Source organism: Rothia uropygialis, from assembly GCF_004137765.1.
Taxonomy (GTDB): domain Bacteria; phylum Actinomycetota; class Actinomycetes; order Actinomycetales; family Micrococcaceae; genus Rothia.
The window spans coordinates 341,311-356,367 of the sequence record NZ_NOIS01000005.1; the positions used below are offsets into that span (position 1 = coordinate 341,311).

Genomic DNA, 15,057 nt, shown 5'->3' on the forward strand with positions numbered 1-15,057 from the left:
CGGTGGCCTCAAAGGTCAAGATTCGGCGACTTTTTCAAGGTTCCGCCGACCGGGAGGGGCTATTCCCCCAGCACGCCTCGGGTCTCGTCGAGGTAGCAGGTAGCGCACAACGATTCGTAGGTCACGGCCTCGCCGTCAATGGCTATTTGTGTCCCAGAGAAGACGAATTCGTCTCCCACGCGCCGACCATTGAACAAGGCCTTGCGTCCACAACGGCAGATGGTTTTGAGCTCTTCCAAAGTGTGCGAGAGCTCGAGCAATCGGGCGGACCCGGGAAATGCGCGTGTTTGGAAGTCGGTTCTGATCCCGTAGGCAAGTACTGGCACACCGTCCAGAACCGCGATGCGCATCAGATCGTCGACCTGAGCCGGCGTCAGGAACTGTGCCTCATCGATCAGTAGACACGCTACAGATGGCAGCTCGACGTGCATGTCGAGCCCTCCGTCCCGCCCCTGAGCGTGGTGCCGAAAGGTATCGCGTGCGGAGTCCTCGGGGCCCAGGAGGAAGTTGACCTCCCGCTCGACCCCGAGCCGCGACACGATCTGGGATTCGCCCTTGGTATCCACTCTTGGCTTGGCCAAGAGGATGCGTTGGCCCCGCTCCTCGTAGTTGAAGGCGGCCTGGAGCAGCGCAGTGGACTTTCCGGAGTTCATGGCTCCGTAACGAAAATAGAGTTTGGCCACGTCCGGTCAGGCGCCGCGCTTGACGACAATGTGGTCCGCGACTTCCAGGTCCACGTCCACACCGCCGTCTTCCCCATCTACCTGCACGTGAATCGCCCCAACCTTGGGTTGGATACTGATCACGGCGCCCTGACGGAGACCCGCCCGGCCCAGAACCTTCATAATTTCGACGTCCGATTGCAGAACTTCCGGGAAACGGGCAACGGTGAACCGGTCCTCTTCGGAAGAATCCTTGGCGGCAATGGTCAGGGTCACGGTCTTCGGGTCGTCCCTCTCGCTGGTTACGCCCAGCTCTTCGAGGCCCGGAATGGCGTTTCCGTACGGGGAGAACTTGGGAGAATTGAGCAACTCGACGAGTCGACGCTCGACACGTTCGCTCATGACGTGTTCCCAACGGCACGCCTCGTCGTGGACGTATGCCATGTCCAGCCCGACGACGTCGGCCAGGAGTCGCTCGGCCAAGCGGTGCTTGCGCATCACGGAAACGGCACGACTGCGCCCCTCCGGAGTGAGGGACAGCGATCGGTCGCTCTCGACGTGCACGAGACCGTGGCGTTCCATACGCGCAACGGTTTGAGAAACGGTTGGGCCAGAATGGTCAAGGCGCTCTGCGATCCGGGCACGCATCGGAGTGATGCCTTCTTCCTCCAAATCCAGAATGGTTCGGAGGTACATCTCGGTGGTATCAACGAGGTCCGTCATTGGAGGTATAACGCCCTTCTCGTAATTTTCCTGACTGTATGCCAGTCCATTCTAGGGGCTTAGGTTCATCTTCCGTCGAAGATTCACTGCTGGAGGACTCGACCAAGCACAATGGTGGAGTCAGGACGCAGCAGAGACAGTACGCACAGCCCTCTGATCATTGGAGCACAACCCGTGACCGAAAACATTGTCATTCCGGAAAATATTCTTCCCGCCGACGGACGCTTCGGCGCCGGCCCTTCCAAAGTTCGACCCGAGCAGGTCGATGCCGTCGTATCGGCCCAGAACATTCTCGGGACCTCGCATCGGCAGGCTCCGGTCAAGGACCTCGTGAGTTCCGTCCGATCAGGCCTCAGTAACCTGTTCGGCCTTCCCGAGGGCTACGAGGTTATCCTGGGAACGGGCGGGGCGACGTCGTTCTGGGATTCGGCGACTTTCAACCTGGTCCGCTCCAAGGCCGCGCACCTGAGCTTCGGCGAATTCGGTTCCAAGTTCGCGGCCGCCACCGATAAGGCTCCATTCCTCGACCGCTCCGAGATCGCGACGTCGGAGCCCGGAACGCGCCCTGATCTCTCTCCCGTTTCCGGAGCAGATGTTTACGCGTGGCCCCAGAACGAGACGTCGACTGGGGTCTCCGCCCCTGTTGTGCGCCCAAACGGCGCCGACGAGGGTGCCCTCGTGGTCGTCGACGCGACCAGCGCGGCTGGCGGCATGGCCGTCGATGCCAGAGAGGCCGACGTCTACTATTTCTCGCCGCAGAAGAATTTCGCGTCGGACGGCGGCCTCTGGCTCTCCTTCTTCTCTCCGGCCGCCCTGGAGCGCGTCGAAGAGATCGCTGCTTCGGATCGTTGGATCCCCGACTCTCTGAACCTGAAGACTGCCGTGGACAACTCGCGGAAGAACCAGACCTACAACACGCCGTCTTTGGCGAATTTGGTCATGCTCGACAACCAGATTTCGTGGATTCTGGACAACGGCGGGTTGAGCTGGGCTGCCGAACGCACGGCCCGTTCCTCGGACATGGTCTACCGCTGGGCTGAAGCCAGCGAATTCGCGCGACCCTTCGTCGAGCGCCCCGAGGATCGGTCAACCGTTATCACCACCGTCGATTTCGACGACGCCGTGGACGCCGCGCAGGTCGCCAAGGTCCTGCGCTCCCATGGTGTGGTGGATACGGAACCGTATCGCAAACTGGGACGCAATCAACTTCGTATCGCTACTTTCACCGCAATCGACCCGGATGATGTCCGGGCGCTCCTGGCGTGCATCGATGAGGTCGTTGCGCAGATGGCATAACCAGTTTCCCTTCCGCCGGTTACCGCGGCTCCTGGACTTCGAGGGCCGCGGTGATCGGCGCGTAGTTCGCCTCTTTCTCCAGACGTACGAACCCCCGCCGTGAGCGGTCGAACGTCAGGTGAAGGTGCTGGCTCCGCCAGTACCAGAACAATCCCAGGACCGCCGTGATCACCCCGGCAACCACCGCCACTCCTAGGCCCCAGCGTGCCCCGAAGACATCGTTGACGACGCCGACGACCGGCGCACCGATCGGGGTTCCGCCCATGAACACGGCCATGTAAATGCTCATGACCCTGCCGCGCATCTGCGGCTCGGTCGAGACCTGGACGTATGCGTTGGCCGACGTGATGAAGGTCAGCGCCGCGAGTCCCATCGGGACCAGCGTTATCGCGAAAACCACCACGTTGGGCGACAGGGCGGCCAGAAGGCACGTCACTCCGAATACTCCCGAGGCCCCGAAAATGAACCTCAGCCGTGGCCGCTCCCGCTTGGCAGCCATCAGTGTTCCTGCGACGGAGCCTACCGCCATGGTCGAGCTCAAGAATCCGAACTCATTCGCGCCGAATCCGAATTCGCTGGTCGCCATGGCCGCGATGTTGATCGCGGAGTTCATCCCGAAAGTTCCTACCAGGAACGCGCCGATCATCACGACAACGATGTCCGGCCGGCTCACGATGTAGGTGATTCCGTCGCGCATCCGAGAATTGGCCCTCGACACGCGCGGTATGGGCCGCAGCTTGGACGTGTCGATCTTCGCGATGGCCCCGATCATGGCCAAGAAAGTGACCATGTTGATGAGGAATACGGGCCCCGAGCCCACGGCCGCAACTAAGACGCCGGCGATGGCGGGGCCCACCATGCGTGCCGAGTTGAAGGACATCGAGTTCAACGCGACGGCGTTCGGAAGGTCCGCGTCCGAGACCAGATTGGACACGAAGGTCTGGCGCACCGGGGAGTCCAGCGCCGTGATGACGCCGAGCATCAGGGCGAAAATGTATACGTGCCACAGTTGTGCCGCACCGGTCAGCACGAGACCTCCGAGAAGCCCGCCCAACACGGCCATCGAGATCTGGGTGATGAACAACAGTTTGCGCCGGTCCGCTCGGTCTGCCAGGAGACCCGCATAAGGTGCGAGGAAAAGTTGCGGCAGGAATTGCAAGGCCATCACAATGCCCATCGCGGTGGAGTCCTCGTGGGAAAGGTCGTTGAAGACCAACCAGTCCTGGGCGATTCGTTGCATCCAGGTTCCCACATTGGAGATGAGGGCGCCCGCAAACCACAGCCGGTAATTCGGCACTTTCAGGGACCGGAAGGTGCCGCCTCGCGCGGGCTGAGGCTTGACGGTGTTCTGACTAGGCGTACCGGGTCATCTCCTTGTGAGGGGCCGCGATCGGAGGTCGCGCGCCCCGTGCGTTTATTCCTCGGGTGCGGCGGCCTCCTCGGCATCCGCATCTTCGGACGTGGGCTGATGTGCCTCACGTTCTTGCTCCCCCGTGTGCTGTTCACCGGTGGAGTCCTCGTCCTCGACGACATCTTCCGGCCTCAAGCGGTCAGCCCAAGGCACCCATTCGGGAGCGAGCAAGGCATCGTCCCCCGGCAACAGACCGACTTCGCAGACCGTTGCTTTCTTGGAACGAGGGGCCCTGGCCACGGTCGAGAACCAGAACCAGCCACGGTATCCCGGAAGTGTGCACTCGAACAGGTGGGTGCTGAGCCGATCTTCCTCTCCACGAATGTGGTGGACCGTGCCGACGGTCGATTCGGGAGTGATCTCCAAGACGCTGCGATACGCAGCGTCTTTCGCCTCTGCCAATACCGCGTCCAAGCGAGTGGTGCGACGCCGCGGCTTGCGCGGGTCCCCTAACTTGGGACTTTGGATCTCGGCGATGGACTCGTCGGGTTGTCCCGTGACCGCCGGTTCGTCTTGCGCTGTTTTCGCCATAGCCTTATTAAACCTTGTGACCGGCCGATTTACGCATCAAGGTTGTCAGCGACGTTACGCAGGATCGTTGCGACCTTACGTCCCACCGCCCGATCCGGGTAGCGGCCACGGCGCAAGGTATTCGACACGCCGTCCAACAATTTGATCAGGTCCTCGGTGATCACAGCCATTTCGTCTGCGGGTTTCCGGTGGTTCTTGACCGACGATGGGGCCTTGTCCAGCAGGCGTGCGGACAGGGCCTGTGCTCCTCGGCGGCCTTCCGCGATCCCGAATTCCAAGCGCATACCAGACTTGAGGCTCTTGACTCCGGAAGGAAGAGCCGAAGCGGGCAGGAATACTTCTTGGCCGTCTTCGGCCGTCACGAAGCCGAATCCCTTCGACTCGTCGAACCACTTCACTTTTCCGGTGGGCATGTTCATTTCCTTTGCTTGTCTTGGGGGAGGTTACCCCGATGGCGACGCACACGCGCCCGACGATGATGGCGTCCCTCGTCGAAAGGACTCGCTGTGGTCCTCAACCCAATCCCGCTGCCCCGGCACCGAATCCACAACCTCGGTACCCACTCGGTACCGAAACGGCCATGACAGACACCTGGGGAGGACCCGTTTATACGAAAGTCTGAAGTAACCATTATACAGCGCCCGGCCCTTTTTCGCGTGGCCGATCACGACCTCACGGGGCGGTACCGTTGTAGTCATGAGTAGCTCTCCTTCCTCACATCTACCGCCGCGAGACTCCTCCGGCCAGGACTCCGAAGCCTTGAATTCGCCCACCCCGCGGCCAGAGTCCAGGGCTTTCACATGGTTCGCTGGCCTCGCGGGCGTGATCGCTTTGCTGTGCGTGGTCAGCGGCGTGGTCATGCTTGTTCTTAAGTGGATGGGCCTGCACCCATGGAGCTTCCTGACCCAGTTGCCCCTCATCTTCTTGCCGATAGCCTTCATCCTTTTGATCATTGCCCTGGTCCTGGCCGCCAGACGGCGTCGGTCCCTTTGACCAGGTGGGGGCGGAGCCTCCCGCAGATCGTCACCCAGAGCCGAACCAGCATTCACCTCCGCAACGCTCAGCGTCTACTCAGATACTTGGGTGAGACTTGTTTCTGTGAAAGCACATCAGTCTGAAGCCAAGCTGTTAGTCGTCGACGACGAGCCCAACATCCTCGAACTCCTCGCGACCTCGCTGAGGTTCGCGGGTTTCGAGGTCATCACCGCCGCCAACGGCCGTGAGGCTCTCGACAAGGCGACTGCCGAAGCCCCCGACCTGGCCGTCATGGACGTCATGTTGCCGGATATGGACGGGTTCACCGTGACCCGCAAGATTCGGGCGACCGGTCTCGTCTTCCCGATCCTGTTCCTCACCGCGAAGGACGACACGGAGGACAAAGTCACGGGCCTGACCGTCGGCGGCGACGACTACGTCACCAAACCCTTCAGCCTCGACGAGGTCGTGGCACGTATTCGAGCCGTCCTCCGTCGGACTCAAGCAATGGAAGAGGAAGATTCCCGCCTTCGCGTCGAGGACTTGATCCTGGACGACGATGCCCACGAGGTCTACAGGGGCGATCGAGAGATAGACCTGTCCCCCACGGAGTTCAAGTTGCTCCGTTACCTCATGCTCAACCCGAATCGCGTTCTGTCCAAGGCACAGATCCTGGACCACGTATGGGAGTACGACTTCAACGGCGACGCGTCGATCGTGGAGTCGTATATTTCCTACTTGCGCCGCAAGATCGACAACGACAAGTCCCTTCCGCCGTTGATTCACACGAAGCGCGGCGTCGGCTACCTGTTGCGGACGACCAAGCACTAAATAGTGGTGTACTCCGTTACCAACCGGGTACGTCAATCCAAATTGGGTGCGCTGTCCCTGCGCACCCAATTGGTTATGCTGACCGGATTTCTCCTTGCTCTGGCCATCGCCGTCACGAGCCTTGTGGCGATCTCCGCGCTCCGAGGACAGCTCGTGCAGCAAATCGATTCCGAGATGAAGTCCAGCGCCTCGTCGCTCACCAAGTATCTGGGCAACGACAGGGCCGTATCTTCAGACGGGCCTGGTTTCCGCTATTCCGCGTACCTGATGGACTCGGACGGCAACCTCGTGAGCTCTATCGTCGCAGACGACGGACATTCCTCACCACGCCTCAACGGCTGGAACCACGACAACGGTCTCAGGTACAACGGCCAGGGTCTCACCGTCCCGAGCAACAGCGGTGACACCGAGTGGAGGATCCTCCCGCTGGCCACCGATGACTCGGGGTACACGGTCATCATCGCAACGCCGCTGACCCAGACCAATGCCGTCGTGACCTTGGTCGGTCTGCTCACCCTTGCTTTCGGCCTGGCCACTCTGGCCGCCGCAGCCGCACTGGCTTGGGTGTTGGTCACCCGCGCATTCGAGCCTCTGGCTCGAGTCGAACGGACCGCAGCCCGCATCGCGGCAGGCGATCTGTCCCAGCGCATCGAGCGTCACGATCCCCGAACCGAGATCGGTCAGCTCTCCTTGTCGCTCAACGTGATGCTGACTCGCATTGAAGAAGCTTTCGACGCGCAGAAGCGCTCCGAGGTCAAGATGCGTCGATTCGTCGGGGATGCTTCCCATGAGCTGCGGACTCCTCTCGTTTCGATCCGAGGATATTCGGAGCTGTACCGCCACGGGGCATTGCAAACGGATGAAGACGTCGCCAAGGCCATGGCACGGATCGAAGCCGAATCGAAGCGCATGGGGCAGTTGGTCGAGGATCTCCTGATGTTGGCCAGGATCGATGAACGCCGTCCTCTGGAACTGACCCAGGTGGATCTCCTCGACCTTGCACAGGACGCGGCGGACGACGCCGCCGCTTCTGCGCCCGAACGTGGCATCTCGGTCATCGGCTTGGAACCCGGCCCCGGTCTGCCCGCTCCGGTTCGGGGGGACGAGCCCCGTCTCCGCCAAGTTCTCGCGAATTTGGTAACCAATGCGCTGCGATACACCCCTGACGGGACTCCCATCGAACTCGCGGTGGGCTCGCGGCCCGGCATTGACGGAAAGTACATTTCCGTCGTGAAGGTCGTGGATCACGGACCCGGTATCCAGGGCGATGACATGCAAAAAGTCTTCGAGCGTTTCTACCGTTCGGATACGTCGCGTGCACGCGATACTGGAGGCACAGGTCTCGGACTGGCAATCGTTGCCGCTATAGTAGCCCAGCACGACGGGTCGGTTCGTGTCGAAGAGACTCCCGGAGGCGGAGCCACCATGGTCGTGCAGATTCCTCAACTCTCCGACAATGACGAGCTGAGCCATCCCCAGACCGGCAATATTTCATCTTGAGCTGCTTGTCGTCCCCATTCGTTGGGTTCCCCAGTGCGCCCGAGGATTCATGGCATGTGGCCACATCATAGTCTCCTGTCACCGGCCGCAACCGGTCGGGTACGCGGCGCTCAGCGCCCCTGATTCAGGAGGAAATAATGGCCCAGTTCGTGGTCGATTCAGAAGTCATTGCCGCCAAGACTGCCGAGGCACGCGGTTTCATGGAACGTATTTCGGCCGAGGTCAACGGGATGACCGCTTCGTTGCAGGATCTGCAATCCAGTTGGACAGGAACCGCATCCTTGAATTTTCAAGAGGTCTTGGCCATCTGGAGATCGACGCAGGCTCAAGTCGAGGAATCCATCACGCATATCAACACTGCGCTGTCCAATGCGGGCATCAATTACGCCGAGACGGAAGCCGCGAACGCCTCGCTCTTTGCTGGTTAGTGGAGCGCGACTAGGCCTCGAGGGTGTCTTGCCGCATAGACAGGGCCCAGTCTCCGCGTGGCGTCCGGGTCCATAGGCTCGACCGCAACGCCGGTCCCCTCGTGGTCTCGACGCGACTGACGACCAAGCCCGAGTCATCGGTAGCGGCGCTGTTGCGCAGATACTCTGGGTCCGATCGAAGGCCGAAGGCTTGCTCGGGGTAGTTGATAGCTGCGGCCCGATCGGCCAGGCGTCCTCGGACGGTGACCCAGATCAGGTCATCCGCTAGCAAACGCTTGAGGCTTCCCGAGTCCGTGTAGGTCGCCTGTCGGTTGAGGAGCCGCTCGTGCTCCAGCGCCGATTCCGCCGAATTCTCCTGCGGGCGGGAGGGCTGGTCCCCCGTTGCCGCGGACGCGTTTTCTGCGGAACGTGCCTGCGCTTCGAGCGGCGTTTCTTCGGATGAAAAACCTGGCCCGGGATCCGGGTCCTGGCCCTGTTGAAATGCGGTAGCAGCGGCTCGGGCCCGGTCGTCGGCTGCCTCGTTGAGTTCGTGGCCTGCGTGACCTTTGACCCATTCGAACTCGTATGTGCGCCCGGTCATCGCCAGGTCCAGTTGTTCCAGGAGGTCGCGATTCAGGACGGGTTTTCCGTCCTTTTTCTTCCACCCTTTGGCCTTCCAGCCTGGCATCCACCGTGTGATGCAATTGATCACGTATTGGCTGTCGCACAGAATCCGCAGCGGACGATGCGGGTATTCCGCCGTGGCCTCCAAGAGGGCGAGAACTGCCTTCAGCTCTCCCATGTTGTTCGTGCCGTGGGGCCATCCCCCGGCTTCCCAGCAGTTGTCGTTCACGTACCAAGCCCAACCGGCCGGGCCAGGGTTGCCCAGTGCCGAACCATCGGCCGCCGCAGTGATCGGAGCATCCGATCCGGTATCTTCGCCCGTTGAGGTCGCTTTGTCTGGATCGATATTGAAGGGATCGCTGTTTGCACCGGGGCTGCTCATACGGCCCACTTTACCGGGCAAGAGCATCTACATCTTCGAGTCTCAGCCCGAGTGCGGCCAAGAACGTGGAGAGTTTTATAGCCGTTTCGTGATGTTCTCCGGCGGCAGTCGAGCCGTCGACGATGCCGGCGCCCGCGCACAGCGTCGCTCGGCGCGCACCTACCCGTCCGCTCCGCAGATTCAGAGCCCATTCTCCGTTGCCGTCGGCGTCCATCCACCCTACGAGGCCCCCGTAGTATCCCCGCTCGTAGGGTTCCACTTCGCGGATGATCTCCAGGGCGGCAGCGCGCGGCATGCCACATATCGCGGGTGTCGGGTGGATGGCCCGTGCCGCGTCCAAAGCCGTGATTCCGTGTTTGAGCCTTCCGCTCATCGGAGTCCCCAAGTGCCACAGTTGTGGAGTTGCCACGAGTGTCGGCGCAGGTGGCACGCTCAAAGATTCGCAGAGTGGTTCAAGGCGTGCCGCGACGTCCTGGACGACGGTTGCGTGTTCGGCCCGGTCCTTGGCGGACTTCAACAGCGCTTCCCCGGCTTGTGCGTCCTCTGTGGGCCCGGACGCAATCTGCCGTGAGGCGGATCCTGCGAGCGGGTGGGTCGAGCACTGTCCGTCGTGGACTCCTACCACGAGTTCCGGACTTGCGCCCATCACGTACTCCCCTGTCGAGGGGTCCCGGACCGTGAAGACGTAGGCGGAAGGGTTTTGGGCCAGAAGGTTGCGATATACCGCGCCGGGTTTCAACCCGTGGGCGTCATAGACGAGTTCAAGCGCCCGGGACAGCACCACTTTTTGCAGTGATCCTTCGTGAATACGGGCAACGGCCGATGTTACGGCGTCGCGGTAGAGCTGGCTGTCATAGCCAATGACGCTGGTAGGACGTGCAGTTTCCGACCTTGCCAGGAACGCAGCGTCCCGTGAACTCCACGTGAAACGTTCGGGCACACACAACAACGGCTTTTCGTCCGGATCGAAGGGCAGCATCCCCACGACTATGGAGCCCCGCTCTCGAGCGATTGCTTGGCATTCGTCTTCAGTGACCGGCAATAACTCGCCCGAGGTCTGGAGTGTCCCCCGTCGGGTCGACATCGCGAAATCAGGCAGTGTCTCCCGGCCAATCTCCTGCTCGGGGATCGCCACCGCAGCCACGGAGTGCGGAGGGGTGAGCCCGTCCGTGTGATCGGTGCTCCTGCGCTCCGTGTAACTCATCTGTGTCTTCCTTTGTACAATCGTGGCTACCCATCAGAGTATCGCTCACCATGAGCCCGCGGCGGCCTGCGGTACCGCCCCAAGGTCTCGGAGCTCTGAACAGCCCATCGGACGGTACTATCCAGACCGTCTACCGGAAATCTGTGCTCCGCTGCGGATCGGCAGAGCTGAAACGTCACCGGGAACGTTCCAAGAGGACCATCGTTTCGTAGTGATTGGTCTGGGGAAACATGTCGAACATCCTGCCAACCTGTGGTCTGAACGACGTCATCATGTCGAGGTCCGCTGCCAAGGAACGGGAATTGCAGCTCGAATACATGACCGTTTCGATGTCGCTGGATTCGATCCATCGTGCCATCTCAGCTCCGATGCCCCTGCGCGGAGGATTCACCACGAGCATCTCCGGCCCTTCAGAAGACCCGATGGCGAATTCGCTGGCGTCCCCGTCGACAAATACGGCGTGTTTCAAATTTGCCTCGGCGGCACTCTCCCGGGCCGCAGCAATGGCTTGGTCATTGATCTCAATACCGACAACCTTGGCGGCTTTGCCCAGCCGCTGGGCGGTGTGCAGCGCAAATCCCCCAACACCGCAGAACAGATCCCACAGCGACCCCGGTTCCTTGGACGCCGCCCAATCTGCCGCTTGGTTGTACATCCCCCCGGCAATTCGCGAGTTCGTTTGGAAAAATCCCTGTGGACGCAGATACAGACGGATACCGTTGAGTTGCATCGGCAAAAGCTGCTGATCGGTCAGAGGTATTTCCTCAGGCCCTTCCACCACCGCCTTGTGTTCACGGAGAATGTTGGCGCTGACGACACGGACATGAGGCAGGCCTTCCAGTAACTCGGGCAGCGCGCGTCGAAGGGGGACCACCAGCTTCTTGCTGCGGAGCACGAAGCGAATCATGGCCTCGCCGTCGGGCGAGACGGTCACGAGAACACTCTTGAGCTCACCGCGACGCGCCCGTACATCGTATGGAGTCAGCGAGTGGTCCGTGATAAATCGCCGGAGAACCGGCATGCACTTCAGAATCGAGTCGGGGTACAGCCCACATTCGGACAGATCGATGCCGTGGCCGGCGCGGTCGAGAATTCCCAACCGCGGCCGATCGACAGGCCCGGAGACGACCATTTTGGCTTTGTTGCGGAAAGCCGCCTCGTCACTGCTCGCCGGTTCCATCCACTGGAGCTTCGTGTATCCGGAGAACAACTGTTCGACATGTGCCTGTTTGCTCTCAAGCTGCACCTGGTACGGAGTCCCCATCAGGGAGCAAGAACGGCACAGACCGGCGTCGAAGTAATCACATTGCATGGTGAATCTATGTTAACTCTTGACTTCGCTCTTCATCGGCCGGGTCAACGGTCGGCCTCCGTTGGCCCCTGTCGGGCGTAGCGGACTGCTTTTTCGCCGGCGGATCCCAAGAGCAAAGCACACGTGAGCCAGATGGCACCTGCCGGGCCCACGGGGGCGACCGCGGCTCCGGCAACCAGTGGAATCGCCACTTGTCCCACTCGATTTCCGGTCAAACGTACGGCGAGAGCCGGTGACCTCCACGTCTCGGGAACGGATTTGATGATCATGGTCATCGTCAGGGGCTGGGCCAGACCGATGAAGAAACCTCCCACGAGCAGCAGAAAAAACGCCACGGGCAGAAAGGAAATCAACGGTGGCACCGCGGCGACGGTGAGGGAGCCCAGAATCAAGGACACCAGGACCAGTTGTGTCCGATTCCAGCGCCGGGACAGCACTGAGATCATTGACCTGGAGACGATTGACGAAAAGCTGCGAACGGCTAGCAGAACGCCGATCCATAATGGGGCAACCCCTGCCTGCTCGCCCACGAGCGGCAGGAAAGAAGTCAGGATGTCCATGATGGAGAGCATCGCGAGTGAGGCCAAGATGTGCGAAGAGACTCCCGGGGTCTTCACGATGCCGAGCGTGGTGGCTTTCTGGGCTGCGGGACCGTTCTCAAGGGCAACCGCAGATCGACGCGTCGCTACGGGCGGGGCGCTCGGGGCCGATGCTTTGGCCCTCACGATCGGCAGCACCATGAAGGTTATGGATACCAAAGCGCAGGCTGCGCCGATCCACGAAGCGGTGGAAATGTCGTGGACTCTCTGCGACGCGGTCGGGTTCGTGTGAAACCCGAGGACCCAACCACCGATCAGTGGTCCGACAAGCTGTCCCGCGGAGAGGCCTGCGGTGGTCCAGCCGAATCCCTGGTCCAGTGCTGAATCCGTTGCGTAGCGCGAGACCGCTGATTGTGAACCGATTTGGGATACCAGGTGGCCCATCCCGAAGATGATGCTGGCACACGCAATCGTGCCCACTCCGTTGACGATGGCGAGCATCGCGGTCCCGAGCGCGATGAGCAGGCCGCCGCTGAGGACCAGGAGCCTGAGTCTCGTGATTCTCTGCGCCAGACGTCCCATCGATATCGCGGCGAATACGGGAACGATTGCGTAAGCGGACGTCACCAAACCAATCGTGAAAGGTGGGGCCCCCAGTGCAATGAGCTTGTAACTCATCTGCGGCCTTGCAATATTCAAACCGGTTTGGGAAAGGAACATGAAAGCCACGAGGGACCACAACCATGCTCGGCTTTGCTTGTTCCCCACTACCAAACCCCTACTTCGTCTCCCTGATTACCGACTGACCACCTTACGCTGGCCGTAAAACATGACGCGATGTGGTTACAGAACCCTTGGCCGCTGAGCTTCGACCCCCACAGCTGCGCATGTACGGAGGCAAGAAGAGGCCCCGAACGAGCCGAAACTCGTGCGGGGCCTCAACGATTCAAAAGAACCGGTCGAACGACCAGTGGCTACATCATGCCACCCATGCCGCCCATACCGTCCATGCCCTCGGCACCGGCGCCGGCATTCTTCTCCGGCTTATCGGCCACAACGGCCTCAGTGGTGAGGAACAGCCCAGCGATGGAAGCAGCGTTCTGCAGAGCCGAACGGGTGACCTTGACCGGGTCATTGATGCCCGCGGTCATGAGGTCTTCGTACTCACCGGTCGCCGCGTTCAAACCGTAACCCTGCTCGAGGCCGCGCACCTTGTCTGCAACAACGCCCGGCTCGAGACCAGCATTGCTGGCGATCTGCTTGAGCGGAGCATCGACTGCAACCTTGACGATGTTGGCACCCGTCGCCTCGTCGCCTTCAAGGCTGAGAGCCTCGAACGCACGGACGCCGGCCTGGATCAGCGCGACACCACCGCCGGAGACAATGCCCTCTTCGACGGCAGCCTTGGCGTTACGAACCGCGTCTTCGATGCGGTGCTTGCGTTCCTTGAGCTCAACCTCCGTAGCGGCCCCGGCCTTCAAAACCGCGACGCCGCCCGCGAGCTTGGCCAGACGCTCCTGGAGCTTCTCGCGATCATAGTCGGAATCGGTATTGGCAATCTCGGCACGGATCTGAGCGACGCGGCCTTCGATTTCCTCGGCAGAGCCCGCGCCATCGACGATGGTGGTCTCGTCCTTGGTCACGACGACCTTGCGTGCCTGACCCAGAAGGTCCAGGGAAGCGGTCTCGAGGGAGAGGCCGACCTCTTCGGTGATGACCTGTCCACCGGTCAGCACGGCGATGTCGGCGAGCTGGGCCTTGCGACGGTCCCCGAAGCCGGGAGCCTTAACGGCAACGGATTTGATGGATCCGCGCATCTTGTTGAGGACGAGCAGAGCGAGAGCCTCGCCTTCTACGTCCTCGGCGATGATCAGCAGCGGCTTGCCCGACTGCATGACCTTCTCCAGAACGGGGACGAGGTCCTTCACGTTGGAGATCTTGGAGTTCACGATGAGGATGTAGGGATCCTCGAGGACTGCTTCCTGACGGTCGGCGTCGGTCACGAAGTAACCGGACAGGAAGCCCTTGTCGAAGCGCATGCCTTCGGTCAGTTCGAGGTCGAGGCCGAAAGTATTGGACTCCTCGACGGTAATGACGCCTTCCTTGCCGACCTTCTCCATCGCCTGGGCGATGAGCTTGCCGATCTCGGGGTCACCTGCAGAGATCGAAGCGGTAGCAGCGATCTCTTCTTCGGTTTCGATCTCCTTGGCGGAAGAAAGCAGTTCCTTGGTCACTGCCTCGACGGCCTTTTCGATGCCGCGCTTGAGCGACAACGGGTCGGCGCCCGCCGCGACGTTGCGCAGGCCCTCGCGAACCAGAGCCTGAGCCAAGACGGTTGCGGTGGTTGTGCCGTCACCCGCGATGTCGTCAGTCTTTTTGGCAACTTCCTTGACGAGCTCGGCGCCGATCTTCTCGTAGGCGTCTTCGAGTTCAATTTCCTTGGCGATCGATACGCCATCGTTGGTGATGGTGGGTGCGCCCCACTTCTTCTCGAGCACAACATTGCGCCCGCGGGGCCCAAGGGTAACCTTGACGGCATCGGCGAGGGTGTTCAGACCCTTTTCGAGTCCGCGGCGTGCCTCTTCATCAAAAGCAATCAGTTTTGCCATGGTGGCTTACGTCCCTCCTGGACGGTAGACGGATGCATCAACCACGGTGCC

15 protein-coding genes are annotated in these 15,057 nt (G+C 61.2%); 5 read left to right on the forward strand and 10 right to left on the reverse strand.

What is annotated here, in order from left to right:
• Positions 1-59: 59 nt before the first annotated feature.
• Positions 60-683, reverse strand: coding sequence for a thymidine kinase (locus EWV35_RS12605; protein ID WP_129662333.1), 624 nt, complete (start codon positions 681-683; stop codon positions 60-62).
• A 6-nt stretch (positions 684-689) separates the two neighbouring features.
• Positions 690-1,385, reverse strand: coding sequence for a metal-dependent transcriptional regulator (locus EWV35_RS12610; protein WP_129662334.1), 696 nt, complete (start codon positions 1,383-1,385; stop codon positions 690-692).
• 174 nt (positions 1,386-1,559) lie between these two features.
• Here EWV35_RS12610 and serC point away from each other — a divergent pair, with 174 nt between their 5' ends.
• Positions 1,560-2,681, forward strand: a complete 1,122-nt coding sequence (gene serC, locus EWV35_RS12615; RefSeq protein WP_238654508.1) for a phosphoserine transaminase — start codon at positions 1,560-1,562, stop codon at positions 2,679-2,681.
• Between the two features lie 19 nt (positions 2,682-2,700).
• Here serC and EWV35_RS12620 read toward each other — a convergent pair whose 3' ends face one another.
• The 3 genes from EWV35_RS12620 to EWV35_RS12630 form a co-directional block, all read right to left on the reverse strand.
• Positions 2,701-3,978: an MFS transporter gene (locus tag EWV35_RS12620; RefSeq protein ID WP_238654510.1), complete on the reverse strand. Its 1,278-nt coding sequence runs from the start codon at positions 3,976-3,978 to the stop codon at positions 2,701-2,703.
• A 117-nt stretch (positions 3,979-4,095) separates the two neighbouring features.
• Positions 4,096-4,623: a DUF3027 domain-containing protein gene (locus EWV35_RS12625; RefSeq protein WP_129662337.1), complete on the reverse strand. Its 528-nt coding sequence runs from the start codon at positions 4,621-4,623 to the stop codon at positions 4,096-4,098.
• A 29-nt stretch (positions 4,624-4,652) separates the two neighbouring features.
• The gene (locus tag EWV35_RS12630; RefSeq protein WP_129662338.1) at positions 4,653-5,036 is read right to left on the reverse strand and encodes a cold-shock protein; all 384 of its coding nucleotides are present in this window, start codon (positions 5,034-5,036) and stop codon (positions 4,653-4,655) included.
• A 283-nt stretch (positions 5,037-5,319) separates the two neighbouring features.
• Between EWV35_RS12630 and EWV35_RS12635 the strand changes: the two genes are divergently transcribed.
• The 4 genes from EWV35_RS12635 to EWV35_RS12650 all read left to right on the forward strand — a co-directional run bounded on the left by EWV35_RS12635 (position 5,320) and on the right by EWV35_RS12650 (position 8,357).
• On the forward strand, positions 5,320-5,616 hold the full coding sequence (locus EWV35_RS12635) for a hypothetical protein (RefSeq protein WP_129662339.1): 297 nt from the start codon (positions 5,320-5,322) through the stop codon (positions 5,614-5,616).
• 105 nt (positions 5,617-5,721) lie between these two features.
• Positions 5,722-6,429 carry a response regulator transcription factor gene (locus EWV35_RS12640; RefSeq protein WP_129662340.1) on the forward strand — a complete coding sequence of 236 codons (708 nt, stop codon included), beginning with the start codon at positions 5,722-5,724 and terminating at the stop codon, positions 6,427-6,429.
• Between the two features lie 75 nt (positions 6,430-6,504).
• Entirely contained in the window at positions 6,505-7,929 is a 1,425-nt protein-coding gene (locus EWV35_RS12645) for a sensor histidine kinase (protein ID WP_129662396.1), read from the forward strand.
• Positions 7,930-8,066: 137 nt separating this feature from the next.
• Positions 8,067-8,357, forward strand: a complete 291-nt coding sequence (locus EWV35_RS12650) for a WXG100 family type VII secretion target (RefSeq protein ID WP_129662341.1) — start codon at positions 8,067-8,069, stop codon at positions 8,355-8,357.
• Between the two features lie 10 nt (positions 8,358-8,367).
• On the opposite strand, the gene EWV35_RS12655 is transcribed toward EWV35_RS12650, so the two are convergent.
• From EWV35_RS12655 to groL, 5 genes are all read right to left on the reverse strand, one after another.
• Complete coding sequence (locus tag EWV35_RS12655; protein WP_129662342.1) at positions 8,368-9,342, reverse strand: ribonuclease H family protein; 975 nt, start codon at positions 9,340-9,342, stop codon at positions 8,368-8,370.
• A 10-nt stretch (positions 9,343-9,352) separates the two neighbouring features.
• Positions 9,353-10,546, reverse strand: coding sequence for an isochorismate synthase (locus tag EWV35_RS12660; RefSeq protein WP_129662343.1), 1,194 nt, complete (start codon positions 10,544-10,546; stop codon positions 9,353-9,355).
• A gap of 175 nt (positions 10,547-10,721) precedes the next feature.
• Positions 10,722-11,858: a methyltransferase domain-containing protein gene (locus tag EWV35_RS12665; RefSeq protein ID WP_129662344.1), complete on the reverse strand. Its 1,137-nt coding sequence runs from the start codon at positions 11,856-11,858 to the stop codon at positions 10,722-10,724.
• Between the two features lie 44 nt (positions 11,859-11,902).
• The gene (locus EWV35_RS12670) at positions 11,903-13,165 is read right to left on the reverse strand and encodes an MFS transporter (RefSeq protein WP_238654512.1); all 1,263 of its coding nucleotides are present in this window, start codon (positions 13,163-13,165) and stop codon (positions 11,903-11,905) included.
• A 206-nt stretch (positions 13,166-13,371) separates the two neighbouring features.
• On the reverse strand, positions 13,372-15,006 hold the full coding sequence (gene groL / locus EWV35_RS12675) for a chaperonin GroEL (protein ID WP_129662345.1): 1,635 nt from the start codon (positions 15,004-15,006) through the stop codon (positions 13,372-13,374).
• Positions 15,007-15,057 lie beyond the last annotated feature (51 nt).

What these genes read in the sequence shown, in the direction of transcription:
- EWV35_RS12630 (WP_129662338.1), bottom strand. Translation starts at nt 5,036, where the DNA reads ATGCCCACCGGAAAAGTGAAGTGGTTCGACGAGTCGAAGGGATTCGGC.
- EWV35_RS12610 (WP_129662334.1), bottom strand. Translation starts at nt 1,385, where the DNA reads ATGACGGACCTCGTTGATACCACCGAGATGTACCTCCGAACCATTCTG.
- EWV35_RS12650 (WP_129662341.1), top strand. Translation starts at nt 8,067, where the DNA reads ATGGCCCAGTTCGTGGTCGATTCAGAAGTCATTGCCGCCAAGACTGCC.
- EWV35_RS12660 (WP_129662343.1), bottom strand. Translation starts at nt 10,546, where the DNA reads ATGAGTTACACGGAGCGCAGGAGCACCGATCACACGGACGGGCTCACC.
- groL (WP_129662345.1), bottom strand. Translation starts at nt 15,006, where the DNA reads ATGGCAAAACTGATTGCTTTTGATGAAGAGGCACGCCGCGGACTCGAA.
- EWV35_RS12635 (WP_129662339.1), top strand. Translation starts at nt 5,320, where the DNA reads ATGAGTAGCTCTCCTTCCTCACATCTACCGCCGCGAGACTCCTCCGGC.
- EWV35_RS12645 (WP_129662396.1), top strand. Translation starts at nt 6,505, where the DNA reads ATGCTGACCGGATTTCTCCTTGCTCTGGCCATCGCCGTCACGAGCCTT.
- EWV35_RS12655 (WP_129662342.1), bottom strand. Translation starts at nt 9,342, where the DNA reads ATGAGCAGCCCCGGTGCAAACAGCGATCCCTTCAATATCGATCCAGAC.
- EWV35_RS12625 (WP_129662337.1), bottom strand. Translation starts at nt 4,623, where the DNA reads ATGGCGAAAACAGCGCAAGACGAACCGGCGGTCACGGGACAACCCGAC.
- EWV35_RS12665 (WP_129662344.1), bottom strand. Translation starts at nt 11,858, where the DNA reads ATGCAATGTGATTACTTCGACGCCGGTCTGTGCCGTTCTTGCTCCCTG.